Raw genomic sequence first — 17,610 nt, 5'->3', positions numbered from 1 at the left:
CTCAGGACCCCGAAGTTGCCGACACCCGGCAAGATCACCTCGGCGCGAACGTGCCGAGCAGGCGGGCCCCCAGCACCGCGGCGTGCAGGGTGAAGCGGTGGGCCGGGTCGGTGGGGTCCAGCCCGAGGACGTCGCCGATCCGCTGGAGCCGGTAGGTGACGGCCCGGACCGAGAGGTGCAGCCGGGTCGCGGTGGCCGTGGCGACCCCGCCGCAGGCGAAGTAGGCCTCGAGGGTCTCCACCATCGCCGCCGCGCTGCCCGGCACGTCGTGCAGCGGCCCGAGGACGGCGGTGATCAGCTCGTCGATCGCGGCGCGGTCGCGCAGCAGCACCTCGTAGACCACCAGCGAGCCCGAGTCGATCACGGCGTCCTCGAGGCCGAGCCGCTCGGCGAGGTCGAGCGCGCTGCCGGCCTGCTCGTAGGACACCCGGACGGCGCCCGCACCGGGCCGGGTGCGCCCGATCGCGGCCTGCCAGGCCCGCCCGGGCCCCGCGCCGGGGTCGGAGGCGCCACCGGCCGACGTGGCCTCGGCGACGACCGTGGCGAGCCGCTCCCCGACCAGCGTCACGCTCGCCCGGTCCGGCGCGGCGAAGATGCAGACCAGGAGCCCGTTCCTGGTCGCCACGAGCGGGCTGGTGTCACCGTGGCGACCGCTCACGGCGCCCTCGAGACGGCGCGGGACCGAGGTGAGCGAGGGGTGGTCGAAGGTCAGGTCGTGCCGGGCCACCAGGACCGCGTGCGGGCTGGTGAGGTCGAGACCGAGGTCGGCGGCCCGGCCGGTCGCCTCGACCGCGGCCGGCCCCCCGGCCAGCAGGAGGTCGAAGACGTCGCGGCGGGTGGACTCCTGCTGGCGCGACAGGTCGTTGCGGGCCAGCTGGAAGCCCTCGGCCAGCGCGGCCACCGCGTCGTCCGCGGCCCGGAGCACGGCCAGCCCGGCGGCGCGCACCCGCACGGCGTCCGGACCGGTGTCGAGCTCCTCCCACAGCCGCCAGCACGCCGAGAGGTAGAGGTCGACCAGCGCCCGCAGTGGCACCCCGACCAGCGCGGCCGCCGCACCGTGTTCCCCGCAGGCCCTCAGCTCCGTGCGCCGCAGCCGACGGCCCGAGGCGGCCGCCTCCACGACGATCGGCAGGAAGTCACCGAGCAGCCCGGGGTCGATCCCACCAGCGTCGCCGGCCGCCGCCGCGGCGACCTCGTCGAGTCGCAGCATGAGTCCTCCGATTGCCGAGAACCGGAAGTCGGTTCGTCGACGGCCATCCTCCCACCGAACGCCTGGCCCGCGGACCTCCCGGGCCGGGCGGCCTCAGGCGTCGCGACCGGGCGACCCCGGGGCGCGCAGCCGCCGGTTCTCCGCCTGGAGCCGGTCCAGCCGGTGCTCGAGGGCGAGCACGCGGGCGATGCCGGCGATGTTCAGCCCCTCGGCCAGCAGCTCGCCGATCCGGATCAGCCGGTCGACGTCGTCCTGGTTGTACAGGCGGGTCCCGCCCGCCGTGCGATCGGGCTGGACCAGGCCGCGGCGCTCGTAGACGCGCAGGTTCTGGATCTCCATCGACGCCATCCGCGCCGCCACCGAGATCGCGAAGACCCCCGCCTCCCGTCGAGCCACGCCCGCCACCTCTCAGGAACTTCTCAGGCACGCGACTTGCGTCAGCCGTGCACCGTGGGCTACAACAAATATGTATCCAACGATACAGGTAATCGGACCCAGCCGATACCCACGACCACCTCGAGGAGGACACCATGATGCTGCGCACCACCGACCCGTTCCGCGACCTCGACCGCCTCGCCCAGCAGCTGCTCGGCACCACCAGCCGACCCGTGGTGATGCCGATGGACGCCTGGCGCGAGGGCGACCAGTTCGTCATCGAGTTCGACCTCCCCGGCGTCTCGCCCGAGACCATCGACCTCGACGTCGAGCGCAACGTGCTCACCGTGCGCGCCGAGCGGGTCGCCCGCAACGGCGACTGGGAGGCGCTCGCGGCCGAGCGACCGCGCGGGGCCTTCAGTCGTCAGCTGGTCCTGGGCGACAACCTCGACCTCGACCGGATCGAGGCGTCCTACGACGCCGGCGTCCTGCGCCTGGTCGTCCCGGTGGCCGAGCGGGCCAAGCCGCGCAAGATCACCGTCGACGGCGGCCGCGACGCCGTCGGGAGCAGCACGACCCGCGAGGCCATCGAGGCCTGACCCGCCCAGAGCACGCGGGACCGGTCCACGGGGGCCGGTCCCTCGTGCTGTCGCTCAGGCGCCCGGGTTGCCGTGGCCCGGGTTGCCCTGACCCGGGTTGCCCTGGCCGGGGTTGCCCTGACCGGGGTTGCCCTGACCCGGGTTGCCCTGGCCGGGATTGCCCTGGCCGGGATTGCCCTGGCCGGGATTGCCCTGACCCGGATTCCCCTGACCCGGATTCCCCTGACCCGGATTGCCCCGGCCGGGGCCGCCTTGTCCGGGGTTGCCCTGACCCGGGTTGCCCTGCCCGGGGTTTCCTTGTCCGGGGTTGCCCTGACCCGGGTTGCCCTGCCCGGGGTTTCCTTGGCCGGGACTACCCGGCCCGGAATTTCCCGGCGCGGGATCCCCCGGCCCGGGGTTGCCCGGGTTCCCCTGGCCCGGGTTCCCCGGCCCGGGACTGCCCGGGTTCCCCTGGCCGGGACTGCCCTGACCGGGATTCCCCTGACCGGGACCGCCGTCGTCGGGCTGGGCCGGGCCCGGCCCGCCCCGCGGGGGACCGTCGCCGTGGGGCCCCGACCCGTCGGGGTCGAGGCTGCCGCCACCGGGGCGCAGCGACGGCCCGTCCGGCCCGGGTCGCGAGGGCGGCTCCAGGCTGGGCTGGACGTCGGGCTCGGCGTCCGCCGTCGAGCTGGGCGCGCTGCTCGGCTCCCCGGACGGCGGGTCGGGGTCGTCGACCGGACCGGGCGGAGCCTGCCAGGGCGGGGAGATCGCGCCCGAGGCGTAGGCCACCCCGAGGCCGCCGGTGACCGTGGCGCCGGCGAGGACGACGGCGGCGACGGCGGAGCGCGCGCGTCGTCGCGAGCGCGGCGGGTGCGTCGAGGGCGACGCGGCCGCCAGGCTGGCCAGCCTGGCGACGAGCTCCTCGTCGGGGGCCGTCGGCGCCGGGTCGGCGCGCAGGAGCCGCGCCACCTCGGAGCGGGATCGAGAACGGGCCACGCCAACAACATGTCACACCGCGCCCGCATCGTTACGCTGGGACCGAGCTGATGACGTCGGGCCCCGCGTCACGCTCTCGGTCAGGTGACCAGCGGCAGGAGCGACGTGCGGTGAGACACCGGTCTGAGGCACTGGTCTCGGGCGCCCGCGACGGCGACGAGGCGTCCTGGCGCGGGCTCTACGTGATGCACACCGCCCGGATCGTCTCGCTGGTGCGGGCCCTCCCGCACGCCGACTGGGCCTCCTCGCCGGAGGACGTGGTCGCCGAGGCCTGGCTGACGGCCGCGACCAAGCTGGACGAGTTCGACGGCTCCGACGACGACTTCGGCGGGTGGCTGTTCACCATCGCCCGCAACCACGCCTCGAACAGCCACCGGACGGCGCGGCGCCGGCGCACCGACCCGGTCGAGCCCGACGCGCAGGTCTCCGCCGCGATCGACGACGTCTCGCGGCAGGTCGAGCACCACGACCTGGTCACCCGCCTGCTCGGCCACCTCAGCCCGCGCGAGGCGGAGGTGGTGGCGTGCATCGACGTCGCCGGTCTCGACGTCACCGCGACCGCGCGGGCCCTCGGCATGAAGCCGACCGCCGTGCGGGTCGCGCGGCACCGTGCGCTCGGACGACTGCGCCGCGTCGTCGACGGCCAGGCCGCCGCCCCGGGGGAGCTCCCCGCGGAGGTCACCGCCGGCCAACCGCGTACGGGCACGGCGTAGCCCGCGACGCGGGGCGCCGCCGCAGCGGCGCCGGGAGCCAGGACCGGTCAGGAGCGCACGAGCCACAGGGGCAGCGCGCTCGCCAGCCCCGCCAGCGGCAGCGCGAGGGTGGGCCAGAAGCGCCGGAGGCGTCGCCGGGCCCGGCGCGGGGTCACGACGAGCTCGAGGACCGGGGCCGACAGCGCGGCGTCCGGCGTGGCCGCGAGGTCCACGACGGAGGGTCGCGCCGCGCCGCCCTCGGGGTCGTCGGTGACGAGCGCCAGCTCCCGCAGACGGCGCGCCGCGACCTGGGCGGTGGGGCGGTCGTCGGGGCTGAGGGCCGTCATCGCCACCAGCAGCCCGGGCCACCCGGGGGGCAGCGAGGTCGGGATGAGCGGGCCCTGGTGGAGCCGGGCGAGGGCCGCCTCCGTGGCCGGCCCGGGGAAGCACCGCTCGCCGGTGAGCGACTCCAGCAGCAGCAGCCCGAGGGCGTAGACGTCGGCGGCACCGCCGACCGGCTGCCCGCGGACCTGCTCGGGGGCGATGTAGGCGGCGGTGCCCACGACGTTCCCGTCGAGGGTCAGCTGGTCCTCCGAACCCACCAGCCGGGCGATCCCGAAGTCGCTGAGCAGGGCCCGCCCGTCGGGCGTGACGAGCACGTTGCTGGGCTTGATGTCGCGGTGCACGACCCCCCGCCCGTGGGCGTGCGCCAGCCCCTCGGCGACCTGCGCGACGAGCTGCGCGAGGGGTCGGGCGCCGAGCGGGCCCTCGGCCAGCAGCTCCGACATGGGCCGCCCCGAGACGAGCTCGACGGCCAACCACGGTCGGTCGTCCTCGACGCTCGAGTCGTAGAGGGCCACGATCGCCTCGTGCGACAGCATGCCGAGCAGCCGCGCCTCGCTGGCGCACCGCTCGCGGTCGACCTCGGTGACCTCGCGCAGCACCTTCACGGCGACGTCGCGGTGCAGGACGTGGTCGCGGGCGCGGTAGACGTCGGCCATCCCGCCGTGCCCGATGGGCTCCACGGTCTCGAAGCGTCCACCCAGCAGGAGCGGGGGCGACGTGGGCATGGATCCTCCCTCAGCCGGTCGGTCGTCGTGCGGCCGACGGCGCTCCAGCGCGCGTCGGCCGCCGTGCGTCTCAGAGCAGCAGCAGCGCCAGCACGATGACGACGAGGATGAGGGCGATGACGGCGATGGTCCTGGTGTTCATGTGATCTCCTGTTTCGGTAGGTGTCCGACGGTGTCTCGCGACGTGGCCGTGGGACGTGGGTGCTCCGGCGGTACCCCGGCGACGGGGCCCACCGGCAGGGCGTTCCGGCCCGGTCCCCGGGGGCGGGGCGGGCCGGGACCGACCGTCCGGGCGCCCGGGCCCGACGTGCTGGTCGGTCAAGGGCTCAGATCTCGGTGGCGCGGTGCTCGCGCACCGTCTGCGAGCCGTCCGGGTGGGTGACGGTCTGGACCGAGCGGGCCCGCCGCCCGCTGTTCCAGGACATCGCGGTGATGGCGATGAGCACCAGGCCCACCGCCGCCATGATCCACCCCACCATGGTGAGGTCCACCCCGTTGAGGCTGTCGGTCACCGCCAGGGCGAGCACCAGGCCCACCACCAGCAGGAATGCTCCGAATCCGTATCCCATGTCTGTCTCCTCGGTCCGCTCGGGATGTCCCGCGGACGACCGCCAGCACGGGGTCGCCTCTCGTGGGTCACATGTGGCGAGGAGGTCGCGTCGTTACACCGGACCGGCAAAGCCACCCCTAGGGGGGGCCGACGGCCGGGGCGTCAGGCCGACTGGAAGGAGCGCTTGGCCAGCCCGATGGCGTAGCCGTCGATGGTGGTCGTCGGCGCGGCGCCCGGGTCGGCCGAGGCGCCGAGGGTGACGAAGAGCGGGGTGAAGTGCTCGACGGTCGGGTGGGCGTAGGGCATGCCCGGCGCCTGGTGGCGGAAGTCGGAGAGCGAGTCGACGTCGCCGCGGGCGAGGGCGTCGGCGGCCCAGAGGTCGAAGTCCGAGGACCAGCCCGGCACCTGGTCGGGCCGTGACCAGTCGAGGTGGGGCAGGCCGTGGGTCATGTAGCCGCTGCCGACGACCAGGACGCCCTCCTCGCGCAGGCCGCGCAGCCGGCGTCCGAGGTCGAGGAGCCGTGCGGGGTCGTGGGTCGGCATGGAGAGCTGGAGGACCGGGACGTCGGCCTCGGGGTACATGATCTTCAGCGGCACCCAGGCGCCGTGGTCGAGGCCGCGGCTGCGGTGCTCGTGCACGGGCTCGGCGTCGGGCATCATCGCCGCGACCGTCGCCGCGAGCCCGGTCGCGACCGGGGTGTCGTAGCGCATCTGGAAGTACATGGGGTCGAAGCCGCCGAAGTCGTAGACCAGCTCCGACGGCGCGGTCGCGCTCAGCGACAGCGGTGCCGACTCCCAGTGCGCGGAGACGATGAGGATCGCGCGGGGCCGCGGCAGGTCGCGCGCCCACGTGTGCAGCTGGGTCATCCAGTCGGTCATCTCGAAGAGCATCGGCGCGCCGTGGCTGAGGTAGAGGCTCGGCAGCGGGCCGTCGTCCGGGGTCCAGGCCCGGTGGGCCGCTCGGCGCTCGGCCGCGGCGGCGCGCGCGAGGTGGGCGGCGAAGGGGTGGTTCACCGGGATGCGGGCGTCGGCGAGAGCGGTGCTGCTGCGCGGGACGGTGGTGCTCATGAGGTGCTCCTCGGACTCGTTAGTTGTTGCTACAACCATCACCCTAGCCGGTTTTGGTTGAAGCGACAACCATTGGTGAGGCAGACTGGCCCGGTGAGCGAACCCGACTGGCTGGACGACGACGAGCGGGCCGCGTGGGTGCGCCTGGCGGCGATCCTCCAGCTGCTGCCCGGCGTGCTGGACTCGCAGCTGCGGCGCGACTCCGGTCTCACGCACTTCGACTACTACACCCTCGCCATGCTGTCGGAGTCGCCCGCGCGCACCCTGCGGATGACCGCGCTGGCGGCGCAGACCCACGCGACGCTCCCCCGGCTCTCCCACGTGGTGAAGCGGCTCGAGGAGCGCGGCCTCGTGGCCCGGTTCCCGTGCCCGGACGACGCCCGGGCCACCAACGTCCGGCTGAGCGAGGAGGGGTGGCGGGCCGTGCGGGCCGCGGCTCCCGGGCACGTCGCGACGGTGCGGCACCACGTCGTCGACGTCCTCACCCCCGAGCAGGTCGACCAGCTCACCGCGATCGGCAGCGCGCTGCTCACCCGGCTGGACCCCGAGGGCGCGATGGCCGAGGTCTATCGGCGCTACGACCCCTGACCGGTGACCGTGCCGCTCACGCCGCGTTCTCCAGGACGACGGCGAGGGCCTGCCCGACGCCGATGCAGATCGCCGCGACGCCCCAGCGCTCGCCGCTGCCGGCCAGGCGGTGGGCGAGGGTGCCCAGAATGCGGGTGCCGCTGGCGCCCAGCGGGTGGCCGATCGCGATCGCCCCGCCCTGGGTGTTGACGATCGCCGGGTCGATCCCCCAGGCGTCGACGCAGGCCAGGGACTGCACCGCGAAGGCCTCGTTGAGCTCGACCGCGCCGACGTCGGACCAGCCGATCCCGGCCCGGGCCAGGGCCCGGTTCGCCGCCTGGACGGGCGCGAAGCCGAAGTCCTGCGGGTCGAGGGCGTGGACGCCGCGCCCGGCGACCCGCGCCAGCGGTGCGGTGCCGAGGCCGGCGTCCCCCGACGCGAGCAGCACCGCGGAGGCACCGTCGTTGAGCGGCGAGGCGTTGGCGGCCGTGATCGTGCCGCCCTGCTCGACCGTGCGGAACGAGGGCTTCAGGCCGGCGAGCCGCTCCGTGCTCGAGCCGGGCCGGATCCCCTCGTCCCGCGCCAGGTCGACCCCCGCGACCGGCACGACGAGCTCGTCGTAGAACCCCGCCGTCCACGCGGCGTCGGCGAGGTCGTGCGAGCGGACGGCGAACTCGTCCTGCCGCTCGCGCGAGATGGCGAAGCGCTCGGCGAGCAGCTCGTTGCCCTCCCCCAGGGAGACCGTCCACGCGGCCGGCATGCGCTCGTTGACCAGCCGCCACCCGAGGGTGGTCGACACCCCGGTGACGTTGCCGGCCGGGAAGCCGCGCGACGGCTTGGGAAACACCCAGGGGGCGCGGGTCATCGACTCCACCCCGCCGGCGACCACGACCTCGGCATCGCCGACCTCGATGGCGCGCGCGCCCATGATCGCGGCGTCGAGCGAGGAGCCGCAGAGCCGGTTGACCGTCGTGGCCGGCACCGACGTCGGCAGGCCCGCCAGCAGGACGGCCATCCGGCCCACGTTGCGGTTGTCCTCCCCCGCTCCGTTGGCGTTGCCCCAGACGACGTCGCCGATCCGGGCCGGGTCGAGGTCGGGGACCCGGGCGAGGACCCCGGCGAGCGCGGTCGCGGCCAGGTCGTCGGGGCGGACGTCGGACAGCGCGCCGCCGAAGCGGCCGAACGGCGTCCGGGCGGCGGCGTAGAGGTAGGCGTCGGGCACCCCCCGACGGTACGACGCGGCTCGGCCCGCGCGGCGGCCACGCCCCGCTCAGGACCCGGGGCGGGGTCCGACCAGCTCGTCGGGGGCGAGCTCGCCGAACAGCACGCCCAGCGCCCGCTTCCACCGCACCAGGAGCTTGCGCCGCTCACCGAGGTCGCCGGTCAGCATCGCGGCCAGGGACAGCCCGGTGAGCAGGTCGATGGTCATGCCGACCAGCGTCGGGGTCCTGGGGTCGTCGGCGTAGGCGGGGCCCAGGACGGCGGTCAGCCCGTCCTGGAGGTCGGCGAAGGCGACCGCCTCGACGGGCAGCAGGGCCGCCCGCAGGTCGGGGTCGGTCCGGGCCGCCACCCAGAGCTCGGCCGCGCTGAAGAAGGCGGGGTCGTGCAGGCCGCTCCAGGCCAGGTCGACCAGCGCCTCCAGCCGGTCCTTGGCCGGGGGGATGAGCTCGGCCTCGGCGCGGAACTGGTCGACGCGCCGGGCGGCCAGGTGGCCCATCGCCCCCACCACCAGCTCGTTCTTGGTGGGGAAGTGGTGGAGCAGGGTCCCGCGCGCCACGCCCGCCCGCTCCTGCACCTCGGCGACCGTCATCGAGGAGTAGCCGAGCTCGAGGAGGCACTCCACAGCGGCGTCGAGCAGCCGGGCGCGGGTCTCGGTCCGGCGCTGCTCCTGGGTCCGGCGAACCGGTGGCTGCGACGCCGGGTCGGTCCTGGGCACCGGCGACCCCCTTGCTCGTCGTGGCTTCGCCGGCGCGGTCGTGCCCGGCGAGGTCAGCACGCTATCCCAGCGTCCCCGCCCGACCCGCCGGGCGCTCCGCCCACGTGGCCAACAAACCGTCCACATGTACTGTTTGCGGCCCACGGGCCCGATCCCGGCCCCCGCGCCCCGAGAGGCAGCAGCGATGCAGGAGCTCCAGACCCCCGAGCGGCAGGCACTGCGCGAGAGCACACACCGGTTCGTGAGCCGCGAGGTGACCCCCCACCTCGAGCAGTGGGAGCGGGACGGCGCCGTCCCGCGCAGCCTGCACGCGCGCGCGGCCGAGGCGGGGCTGCTCGGCGTCGGCTTCGCCGAGGAGGTCGGCGGTGCCGGGGGTGACGCGGTCGACGTCCTGGTGCTGACCGAGGCCTGGTTCGAGGCGGGGGCCAGCTCCGGGGCGCACGCCGCCCTCTTCACCCACGGGATCGCCCTGCCGCACCTGGTCGAGGTGGGCGACCCGCACCTCACCGCGAGCTTCGTCGTCCCGACGCTGGCCGGGAACATGATCGGCGCGCTGGGGATGACCGAGCCCGACGGCGGCTCCGACGTCTCCGCGCTGCGGACCACGGCGGTCCGCGACGGCGACCACTACGTCGTCAACGGGGCGAAGACCTTCATCACCTCCGGCACCCGGGCGGACTTCGTGACGACCGCCGTCCGCACCGGGGGCCCCGGCGCCGGGGGTGTCAGCCTGCTCGTCGTCCCGACCGACCTGCCCGGGTTCACCGTCTCGCGCCGGCTCGACAAGATGGGCTGGCTCTGCTCGGACACCGCGGAGCTGTCGTTCACCGACTGCCGGGTGCCGGTCGCGAACCTGGTCGGGCAGGAGAACGGCGGCTTCGCGCTCATCGCGAACGCCTTCGCGGCCGAGCGGATCGGGCTCGCGGTCCACGCCTACGGCCTCGCCGCACGAAGCCTGGAGCTCGCCGTGCAGCACGCGCGCACCCGGTCCACCTTCGGCAAGCCCCTGATCTCGCGCCAGGTCGTGCGGCACAAGCTCGTCGAGATGCACGAGCAGATCGAGGTCGTCCGCACCTACACCCGCTCCGTCGCCGTCCGGCAGGCCGCGGGCGAGCACCTGTTCGCCGAGGCCGTGGTCGCCAAGAACCAGGCCGTCGAGGTCGCCAAGCGCGTCGTCGACGAGGCCGTCCAGCTGCACGGCGGGACGGGCTACATGCGCGAGTCCGAGATCGAGCGCCACTACCGCGACAATCGGGTCCTGGGCATCGGCGGCGGCGCCACCGAGGTCATGCGGGACCTGGCGGCCAAGCTGCTGGGGTTCGCGTGAGCCGCCCCGGGCGGGCCGCGCGGGCGGTCCGGTCGGCGAGGGCCCTCGGCGACGTCGCCCGGCTGGTCGCCCGCGAGCCCGGCCTCGTCAAGGACGTCGTCGGCGGGGCCCTCCCGGAGCCGCTGCGGCGGCTCGCGGGCCTGGGCGGGCCGCAGGACGACGCGCCGGGCGCCGACCTCGCCGCGGGGCCGGACCCGGTCCCACCCGAGCTCGAGGGACACCTGCGCTCCATCGCGGCCGACACCGTGCTCGACGCGAGCCCCGCCGCGACCCGGGAGCTCGTCGGCGACCTCGGCCTCCAGGAGGCGTGGCTGACCCTGCACGCCGGCTGGCGCGGCTCGGCGCCGGGCCCCGCGGTCGAGGGAACCCGCCACGGGCAGCAGCTCAAGATCATGGGCATCCCCGCCGAGGTGACCTGGACCGTGCTGCGGGCCGACGACGACGTCCTCGTGCTCGACGGCACGGGGCCCATGGGCCTCCGGCTGGGGCTCGCGGCGACGATCACCCCCGTGGGTCGCAGGACCCGGGTGGCCCTCCACGCCGGCCTCTCCGGGGACCCCGTCAAGGGGCCCCTGGGGGCCTCCGTCAGCCGGAGCATCGCCGAGGCGCTCCGGCTGTCGCTCGACAACCTCCGGGCCCACGCCGCCGCGGCGGGTCCGACCACCGCCTCGTCGGGGTTCACGACCGGCCGGGCGGTCCTGCACCGGGCCTCCGGGCTCCGGCTGGACCCGCGGACGCCGGTGATCGTCGGCGTCGGCCAGGTCGTCCAGCGCGACCCGTCCGCCCCGTGGCGCGAGCCGGCGGACCTGGCGGCCGCCGCCGTGCAGCGCGCCGCCGAGGACTCGGGGACGCCGCGGGCCGCCGACCTGCTCGCCTCCGCGGACTCCGTGTACGCCGTCGCCAGCGCGTCGTGGCAGTACCGGGACCTGGCCGCGGTCGTGGCCGCCCGGGTCGGCGCCGAGCCGTCGGTGACCCTGCAGACGGCACGGTTCGGGGGTGACGGCGGTCAGCTGGTGATCAACGAGGCCGCCCGGGCGATCGGCGCCGGCGAGGCCGGCGTCGTGCTGGTGCTCGGCGCCGAGGCGGGCGCCAGCCTGGCGCGCGCCCAGCGCGAGGGGACCACGCCCGCCTGGACCGAGCAGGACGCCGCCACCCGCCCGACCCGCTCGCTCGGCTCCGAGCGCGAGGCCAACACCGAGCTCGAGGGCCGGGTCGGCCTCGGCGCCCCCGTCTACAACTACGCCCTCATGGAGTCGGCGCTGCGAGCGCGCGACGGCAGCACGAAGCAGGCGCACCAGGAGAAGATCACCCGGCTGTGGGCGTCGCTGTCCGAGGTCGCCGCCACCAACGAGCACGCCTGGCTCCCGACGTCCTTCACCGCCGAGGAGCTGGCCACGACCGGCCCGGACAACCGCCCGGTGACCTCGCCGTACCCGAAGCTGCTCTGCGCGAACCTCCAGGTCGACCTGGCCAGCGGCACCATCCTCACCAGCGTCGCGGCGGCGGAGCGGGCCGGCGTCCCCCAGGAGCAGTGGGTCTTCCCCCACGCCGGCGCGGCCGCCCACGACGAGTGGTTCGTCTCCGAGCGGGCCACCCTCGCCGGCTCGCCCGCCGTCCGGGCCGTCGGTGCGGCGCTGGCGGCGCACACCGGGCGGGCGATCGCCGACGTGGAGGTCGTCGACCTGTACTCGTGCTTCCCGGCTGCCGTCCAGATCGCCGCCCACGAGCTGGGCCTACCGGTCGGCGACCCCGCCCGCCCGCTCTCGGTGGCCGGCGGTCTCACCTTCGCGGGAGGACCGGGCAACAACTACGGGGGTCACGCCGTGGCCGCCGTCGTGGCGCGGTTGCGCCGCGAGCCCGAGGCGTTCGCCCTGACCACCTCGCTCGGCTGGTACGCGACCAAGCACGCCGCCGCGCTGCTCTCGGCCACGCCGCCGACCGTGCCGTTCGCGGACCTGCGCCCCACCGTGCCGATCGAGCCGCGCCGACCCGCCGTGGGCGAGTGGGAGGGACCGGCCGTCGTGGAGGCGTGCACGGTGTCCCACGACCGGGCCGGCGCCCCGGAGTGGGCGATCCTCAGCGCCATCACCGCCGACGGCTCCCGGGGCCTGGTCCGGGTGACCGACGTCGACCTGGTCCGGCGCCTGGAGTCCGAGGACCCCCTCGGGTGGACCGTCGCCCTGGCGGGCGAGGACCTGGTCGTCCTCGCGGAGGGCCGGGCCGAGCTGCCCTCGCCCCCGCCCCTGCCGGTCCTGGTCGAGGACCACGGACCGGTGCGGGTGATCACGCTCGACCGCCCGGAGCACCGCAACGCCATCGACCTCGCGACCGCGGAGCTGCTCGAACGGGTCGTGGACGCCTTCGAGGCCGACGACTCGGTCCGGGTCGCGATCCTGACCGGCGGCACGAGCGTGTTCAGCGCCGGGATGGACCTCAGGGCCGCGGCCACCGGGCAGTTCCCGATCACCGAGAGGCGCGGCCCCCTCGGCATGACCGGCCTCCCGCTCACCAAGCCGCTGATCGCCGCGGTCGAGGGTCCGGCGCTGGCCGGTGGGTGCGAGCTTGCGCTCGCCGCCGACCTGATCGTCGCCGCCACCGACGCGACGTTCGGGCTCCCCGAACCCCGACGCGGGCTCGCCGCCGCCGCGGGCGGCGTCCTGCGCCTGACCGAGCGCCTCCCGCGCAACGTCGCCATGCAGATGGCGCTGACCGGCGAGCCGGTCCCGGCCCGGCGCCTCCACGACCTCGGTCTCGTCAACGTCCTGGCCGAGCCGGGCGCCGTCCTCCAGGCGGCCCTCGACCTGGCCGGCTCGATCGCCGCCAACGCACCCCTGTCGGTGGAGGTCAGCCGCGAGATCGTCTGCGCGGCCCCCGGCTGGGGCGTCGAGGAGGCCTTCGCCCGCCAGGCGGACCTGGCCGGCCGGGCGCTGGGCTCGGCGGACGCCGTCGAGGGGGTGCGCGCCTTCGCCGAGGGACGCGCGCCGGTGTGGACCGGCCGCTGACGCCCGCCCGGTGCGACGGCGCCGCCCCGGCTAGCGGGCGCGGTGGTCGAGGTAGGCCTGCGCGGAGCGGACGACGAGGTCGATGTCGGTGAGGTCCCCGGGGATGAAGTAGCCCACCACCTCGGCGTGCCCGCCGTGCCCCCGGTGCCACAGCGTCCACCCCGTGCCGTGCTCCGGGTGCGTGCCCCAGGTCAGCACCGGCCGGCCGGCCGGCAACGTCGGGGTGCCGCGGACCGCCGCGTAGCTGACCTCGATGTCGGTGGGCATGCGCCCATCCTGCTCCCCCTGCCGCAGCCACGACAGCGGGTCGCCGGGCCGGGCCGCCGCCGGCGCCAACACCCGCTGCCCGGGTGAGCCGGAGCGACGCACGGGGTTCCTACTGTCGGCTGATGAGGCTGCCCCCCGTTCCCGACCCCCGCGAGCTCCTGGCCCTCCTCCCCCGTGCCGCGGCACTGGTCGGGGACGCCGAGCGGCTGCTGGCCGACGCGGCGGGCCTGGTGGCCCGCGTCGAGCAGACCCGGCAGGCCGCCCACGACGTCGTCGTCCGCGTCGAGGCGACCGCCGCCCGTGCCGACCGCCTGGTCCTGCTGGTCCAGGACCCGCTGGTCCGGCTGGTGCCGCTGCTGGAGCAGCTCGCCGACCGCGCCGACCCCGAGCTGGCGCGGTCGCTCCGCACCGTCGTCGAGCAGGCCCCGGCCCTCCTCGAGTCCTGGCAGGACGACGCGGTCCCGCTGCTCGACCAGCTCGCGACCGTCTCCCCCGACCTGCGCGACCTGCTGGCCGCCTCACGCGAGCTCAACGAGATGCTCGGGCACCTGCCGGGCATGGGCCGGGCCCGCAAGCGGGTCGAGGAGGCACGCGACGACGCCGACCAGGGCGACCCCGCCGCGACCGACGGCCCCGACGACCCGGGCGCGCTGAAGGACTGACCCGGCACTGCCCCGCCGGCGGACGCACCCACGGCCCGTGGTGGCGGGGACGCGATCGGGGCACCGGCGCCCATGACCCCCGCACCGGAGTCGGCCGTGGCCGATCGACCCGTCCTCCTCGTGACCGGCGCGTCCAGCGGCATCGGCCGCGCGACCGTCCTGGCCGCCGCCGAGCAGGGCCGCCACGTCGTCCTCGTCGCACGCGGGGCGGGGCCCCTGGAGGAGACCGCGGAGGAGTGCCGGGCCCGCGGCGCCGCCTCGGCGCTGACGGTGCCCCTCGACGTCGGCGACGACGACGCGGTCGCCGACCTGGTGGCCTCCGTCCTGCGGCGCCACGGGCGCCTCGACGCCGTGGTCGGCTGTGCCGGCGTCGTCGCCTACGGCCGGACCGAGTCCGTGCCCGTCGAGGTCTTCGACGCCGTCCTGCGCACGAACCTCACCGGGTCGGTCAACCTGGCCCGTCACGTCGTGCCCGTGCTGCGCCGGCAGGGCGCCGGGTCGCTCCTGCTCGTCGGGTCGGTCGTCGGGCACCTCGCGGTGCCGATGATGAGCCCCTACGTCCTGAGCAAGTGGGGGGTCCGGGCGCTGGCCCGCCAGCTCGCCGTCGAGAACCGCGACCGCCCCGGCGTCCAGATCGGCTACGTCGCCCCGGGCGGGGTGGACACCCCGATCTACCGCCAGGCCGCCAACTACGCCGGGTACGCCGGCCGCCCGCCCCCGCCGGTCTCGTCGCCCGAGCGGGCGGCGCGCCAGGTCCTGGCCCGGCTGGAGCAGCCCTGGCGGCCGGCCCAGCTGAGCCTCGCCAACGACGTCCTGCGGTTCGGGTTCTCCTTCCTGCCGCTCCTCTACGACCGTCTCGTCGGGCCGGCCTTCCCCGTCGGCGCGACCGACCTCGCCACCCGGGCCGACCCGGGCCCGGGCAACGTGCTGACGCCCTCCGAGGGGGGCAACCGGCTGCGCGGCGGGTACCCCGGGGCGGCCGGCCGGCTCCGGGCCAACCTCCGGCTGCGCCGGCGGCTCCCCGACCTGGGGTGAGCCGCGCCGGCCCGGCGCGGTCGACGGCGCCCGGAGTGGGTACCGGTGGTCATGGACGACCACATCGAGGCGTCGCTGGAGTTCATCGGCACGGCGACCACCATCCTGCGACTCGGGCCCTTCACCGTGCTCACCGACCCGAACTTCCTGCACCGCGGTCAGCGCGCCTACCTGGGCAAGGGGATGTGGTCGCGTCGTCGCACCGAGCCGCACCTGCAACCCGACGCCCTCCCCGACCTCGACCTCGTCCTCCTCTCCCACCTGCACGGCGACCACTTCGACCGCGTCGCGCGGGGCTCGCTCGACCCGGGCACCCCGGTCCTCACCACGGTGCGGGCCGCCCGGACCCTGCGCCGCTGGGGGTTCCGTGAGACCCGTGGGCTGCAGACCTGGCAGAGCGACGAGGTGTCGTCGGGCGACTGGACCCTGCGCGTCACCTCCGCACCCGGGACGCACGCCCCGGGTCCGGTGCGCCACCTGCTCCCCACCGTGATGGGCAGCGTGCTCGAGCTGCACCGCTCCGGCACCGTGGTGCGGCGCGTGTACGTCACCGGCGACACCCTGTTCCGGCCTTGGCTGCGGGACGTCGTGGAGCGGACCGGCCCCCTCGACACCGCGGTCACGCACCTGGGGGGTACCCGCATCCTCGGGCTGACCGTCACCATGGACGCCGCCCAGGGGGCCGACCTCGTCGAGCTGCTCCGTCCTCGCGAGACCGTGCCGGTGCACTTCGACGACTACCCGGTCTTCCGCTCGCCGCTCCAGGACTTCGTCGACACGTGGTCGGCCCGCGACCTGCCGGGCACGCTCCGCACCGTCACGATAGGCGACCGCATCGACCTCGGCTGACCCCGCCGCTGCCGTGCGCCGAGGCGGTGAAAGCTGCCGTCCTGGGTACTGGGGGCGACCGCCCCCCACGTGAAGAGACACCGATGACGGCCCTCCAGCGCAAGCCGCACCACCAGGTCGCCCACCTGACCGACGACGACGTCGAGGCCATCGCGGCCGAGCTCGACCGCCTCCGACAGGGCGTCCTGGACGACCGGGGTGCCCGCGACGCCGCCTACATCCGCCGCGTGATCGCCGTCCAGCGCAGCCTGGAGCTCGGTGGCCGCGTCGTGCTGCTGGCGGCGGGACGGCGCCGTCCCGCCTGGGTGCTGGGCACCGCCTGCCTCGCGCTGGCCAAGATCCTCGACAACATGGAGATCGGGCACAACGTCCTGCACGGGCAGTGGGACTGGATGCGCGACCCGAAGATCCACTCGACCACCTGGGACTGGGACCACGCCTCGCCGCCCGAGCAGTGGAAGCGGTCGCACAACCAGGAGCACCACGTCCACACCAACATCCTCGGCAAGGACAACGACCTCGGCTACGGCATCCTCCGCGTCGACGAGGACCAGCAGTGGCGGCCGCGGCACCTGGCCCAGCCCCTGTGGAACCTGGTCAACGCCTGCTTCTTCGAGTACGGCATCGCCCTGTACGACCTCGGCTTCGGCGAGGCCATCCGCTCCGGCGAGGGCCTCTCGCCCGAGCTGCGGGGACGGGCGGGGGCGACCCTGGCCCAGGCCCGGCGCCAGGTCGTGAAGGACTTCCTCATCCACCCCCTGCTGGCCGGGCCGGGGTGGCGCTCCACCCTCACCGCCAACCTCACCGCCAACCTGGTGCGGAACGTGTGGAGCCACTCGGTGATCATGTGCGGCCACTTCCCCGAGGGCGTCGAGACGTTCGAGCAGGAGTCGCTGTCCCCCGACGAGAGCCGGGGCGAGTGGTACCTGCGCCAGATGCTCGGCTCGGCCAACATCAGTGGGCCGCCGCTGCTGCACCTGCTCGCCGGCAACCTCTCCCACCAGATCGAGCACCACCTGTTCCCGGACCTGCCCAGCAACCGCTACCAGGAGATCGCCCCGGCGGTGCGACGGCTCCTCGAGCGCCACGGCCTGCGCTACCACAGCGCCCCCCTGCCCCGGCAGGTCGCCAGCGCCTGGCACAAGGTCCTGCGCCTGGCGCTGCCCAACGACTGGCTCGCCACCACCACGCCCCGGAACCTCCCGGGGCAGCTGCGCTCGCTGTGGCGGTACCGCGACCGACCGACCTGGGCCGCCGGGTGACCAATGCGGACGGCCACCGAGCGGCTCCGCACCAAGCGGCTACGGCGTGAGCCGGAACGCCGCCACCCGGCCCCACAGCGGGTTCCGCGTCGTCCGACCCGCCTGGGGGTGTCGCTCCACGGGCTGGTCACGGCTGGCGCCACCGGGTCCCGGAGGTACTCACC

Annotated in this window: 18 protein-coding genes; 9 read left to right on the top strand and 9 right to left on the bottom strand. The window is 75.5% G+C overall.

All coding sequences use genetic code 11. The annotated features are described in order from the left end of the window. Nucleotides 1–34 precede the first annotated feature (34 nt). Entirely contained in the window at nucleotides 35–1,210 is a 1,176-nt protein-coding gene (locus tag FE634_RS01055; protein WP_138874841.1) for a PucR family transcriptional regulator, read from the bottom strand. A gap of 93 nt (nucleotides 1,211–1,303) precedes the next feature. Continuing rightward, a complete protein-coding gene (locus FE634_RS01050; protein ID WP_262347530.1) occupies nucleotides 1,304–1,606 on the bottom strand; it encodes a MerR family transcriptional regulator in 303 nt (100 codons plus the stop codon). A 134-nt stretch (nucleotides 1,607–1,740) separates the two neighbouring features. Between FE634_RS01050 and FE634_RS01045 the strand changes: the two genes are divergently transcribed. Then, nucleotides 1,741–2,184, top strand: a complete 444-nt coding sequence (locus FE634_RS01045) for an Hsp20/alpha crystallin family protein (protein ID WP_170981486.1) — start codon at nucleotides 1,741–1,743, stop codon at nucleotides 2,182–2,184. A gap of 54 nt (nucleotides 2,185–2,238) precedes the next feature. On the opposite strand, the gene FE634_RS21830 is transcribed toward FE634_RS01045, so the two are convergent. Beyond that, nucleotides 2,239–2,952 carry a hypothetical protein gene (locus FE634_RS21830; RefSeq protein WP_396954649.1) on the bottom strand — a complete coding sequence of 238 codons (714 nt, stop codon included), beginning with the start codon at nucleotides 2,950–2,952 and terminating at the stop codon, nucleotides 2,239–2,241. Between the two features lie 317 nt (nucleotides 2,953–3,269). Between FE634_RS21830 and FE634_RS01035 the strand changes: the two genes are divergently transcribed. After that, nucleotides 3,270–3,872 (top strand): RNA polymerase sigma factor, encoded by a 603-nt coding sequence (locus FE634_RS01035; protein ID WP_187366787.1) that lies wholly within the window; start codon nucleotides 3,270–3,272, stop codon nucleotides 3,870–3,872. Between the two features lie 47 nt (nucleotides 3,873–3,919). Here FE634_RS01035 and FE634_RS01030 read toward each other — a convergent pair whose 3' ends face one another. The 3 genes from FE634_RS01030 to FE634_RS01020 all read right to left on the bottom strand — a co-directional run bounded on the left by FE634_RS01030 (nucleotide 3,920) and on the right by FE634_RS01020 (nucleotide 6,539). Then, nucleotides 3,920–4,921 carry a serine/threonine-protein kinase gene (locus FE634_RS01030; RefSeq protein ID WP_137292969.1) on the bottom strand — a complete coding sequence of 334 codons (1,002 nt, stop codon included), beginning with the start codon at nucleotides 4,919–4,921 and terminating at the stop codon, nucleotides 3,920–3,922. 326 nt (nucleotides 4,922–5,247) lie between these two features. Then, nucleotides 5,248–5,490: a DUF6458 family protein gene (locus FE634_RS01025; protein WP_138874836.1), complete on the bottom strand. Its 243-nt coding sequence runs from the start codon at nucleotides 5,488–5,490 to the stop codon at nucleotides 5,248–5,250. Nucleotides 5,491–5,633: 143 nt separating this feature from the next. Then, entirely contained in the window at nucleotides 5,634–6,539 is a 906-nt protein-coding gene (locus FE634_RS01020; protein WP_138874835.1) for a dioxygenase family protein, read from the bottom strand. Between the two features lie 93 nt (nucleotides 6,540–6,632). On the opposite strand from FE634_RS01020, the gene FE634_RS01015 reads away from it, so the two are divergent. Next, complete coding sequence (locus tag FE634_RS01015) at nucleotides 6,633–7,127, top strand: MarR family winged helix-turn-helix transcriptional regulator (protein WP_138874834.1); 495 nt, start codon at nucleotides 6,633–6,635, stop codon at nucleotides 7,125–7,127. 16 nt (nucleotides 7,128–7,143) lie between these two features. Here the strand turns inward: FE634_RS01015 and FE634_RS01010 are convergent, their stop codons facing one another. Further along, nucleotides 7,144–8,328, bottom strand: a complete 1,185-nt coding sequence (locus FE634_RS01010) for a thiolase family protein (RefSeq protein ID WP_137292971.1) — start codon at nucleotides 8,326–8,328, stop codon at nucleotides 7,144–7,146. Between the two features lie 48 nt (nucleotides 8,329–8,376). Next, the gene (locus tag FE634_RS01005) at nucleotides 8,377–9,042 is read right to left on the bottom strand and encodes a TetR/AcrR family transcriptional regulator (protein ID WP_212721522.1); all 666 of its coding nucleotides are present in this window, start codon (nucleotides 9,040–9,042) and stop codon (nucleotides 8,377–8,379) included. 184 nt (nucleotides 9,043–9,226) lie between these two features. Here FE634_RS01005 and FE634_RS01000 point away from each other — a divergent pair, with 184 nt between their 5' ends. Beyond that, entirely contained in the window at nucleotides 9,227–10,369 is a 1,143-nt protein-coding gene (locus FE634_RS01000; protein WP_148240257.1) for an acyl-CoA dehydrogenase family protein, read from the top strand. Beyond that, nucleotides 10,366–13,371: a crotonase/enoyl-CoA hydratase family protein gene (locus FE634_RS00995; RefSeq protein ID WP_222847647.1), complete on the top strand. Its 3,006-nt coding sequence runs from the start codon at nucleotides 10,366–10,368 to the stop codon at nucleotides 13,369–13,371. The genes FE634_RS01000 and FE634_RS00995 overlap by 4 nt, the downstream gene beginning before the upstream one ends. Nucleotides 13,372–13,401: 30 nt before the next feature. Here FE634_RS00995 and FE634_RS00990 read toward each other — a convergent pair whose 3' ends face one another. Continuing rightward, nucleotides 13,402–13,638 (bottom strand): hypothetical protein, encoded by a 237-nt coding sequence (locus FE634_RS00990; RefSeq protein WP_137292973.1) that lies wholly within the window; start codon nucleotides 13,636–13,638, stop codon nucleotides 13,402–13,404. A gap of 122 nt (nucleotides 13,639–13,760) precedes the next feature. On the opposite strand from FE634_RS00990, the gene FE634_RS00985 reads away from it, so the two are divergent. The 4 genes from FE634_RS00985 to FE634_RS00970 all read left to right on the top strand — a co-directional run bounded on the left by FE634_RS00985 (nucleotide 13,761) and on the right by FE634_RS00970 (nucleotide 17,446). Further along, complete coding sequence (locus FE634_RS00985; RefSeq protein WP_137292974.1) at nucleotides 13,761–14,300, top strand: hypothetical protein; 540 nt, start codon at nucleotides 13,761–13,763, stop codon at nucleotides 14,298–14,300. A gap of 96 nt (nucleotides 14,301–14,396) precedes the next feature. After that, entirely contained in the window at nucleotides 14,397–15,335 is a 939-nt protein-coding gene (locus FE634_RS00980; RefSeq protein WP_187366786.1) for an SDR family NAD(P)-dependent oxidoreductase, read from the top strand. A gap of 51 nt (nucleotides 15,336–15,386) precedes the next feature. Next, nucleotides 15,387–16,184 (top strand): MBL fold metallo-hydrolase, encoded by a 798-nt coding sequence (locus FE634_RS00975; RefSeq protein ID WP_138874830.1) that lies wholly within the window; start codon nucleotides 15,387–15,389, stop codon nucleotides 16,182–16,184. 83 nt (nucleotides 16,185–16,267) lie between these two features. Continuing rightward, a complete protein-coding gene (locus FE634_RS00970; protein ID WP_138874829.1) occupies nucleotides 16,268–17,446 on the top strand; it encodes a fatty acid desaturase family protein in 1,179 nt (392 codons plus the stop codon). The last annotated feature ends 164 nt before the right edge of the window (nucleotides 17,447–17,610 follow it).

It is taken from the genome of Nocardioides sp. S-1144, from assembly GCF_005954645.2.
GTDB classification, from domain to species: domain Bacteria; phylum Actinomycetota; class Actinomycetes; order Propionibacteriales; family Nocardioidaceae; genus Nocardioides; species Nocardioides dongxiaopingii.
The sequence above is the reverse complement of the archived record's forward strand: the minus strand, read 5'-3'. Positions and strand labels throughout refer to the sequence as shown.

Coding starts and splice junctions, on each gene's coding strand:
- FE634_RS01055 (WP_138874841.1), bottom strand. CDS start 1,210: ATGCTGCGACTCGACGAGGTCGCCGCGGCGGCGGCCGGCGACGCTGGT.
- FE634_RS01045 (WP_170981486.1), top strand. CDS start 1,741: ATGATGCTGCGCACCACCGACCCGTTCCGCGACCTCGACCGCCTCGCC.
- FE634_RS01030 (WP_137292969.1), bottom strand. CDS start 4,921: ATGCCCACGTCGCCCCCGCTCCTGCTGGGTGGACGCTTCGAGACCGTG.
- FE634_RS01025 (WP_138874836.1), bottom strand. CDS start 5,490: ATGGGATACGGATTCGGAGCATTCCTGCTGGTGGTGGGCCTGGTGCTC.
- FE634_RS01020 (WP_138874835.1), bottom strand. CDS start 6,539: ATGAGCACCACCGTCCCGCGCAGCAGCACCGCTCTCGCCGACGCCCGC.
- FE634_RS01000 (WP_148240257.1), top strand. CDS start 9,227: ATGCAGGAGCTCCAGACCCCCGAGCGGCAGGCACTGCGCGAGAGCACA.
- FE634_RS00990 (WP_137292973.1), bottom strand. CDS start 13,638: ATGCCCACCGACATCGAGGTCAGCTACGCGGCGGTCCGCGGCACCCCG.
- FE634_RS00985 (WP_137292974.1), top strand. CDS start 13,761: ATGAGGCTGCCCCCCGTTCCCGACCCCCGCGAGCTCCTGGCCCTCCTC.
- FE634_RS00975 (WP_138874830.1), top strand. CDS start 15,387: ATGGACGACCACATCGAGGCGTCGCTGGAGTTCATCGGCACGGCGACC.
- FE634_RS00970 (WP_138874829.1), top strand. CDS start 16,268: ATGACGGCCCTCCAGCGCAAGCCGCACCACCAGGTCGCCCACCTGACC.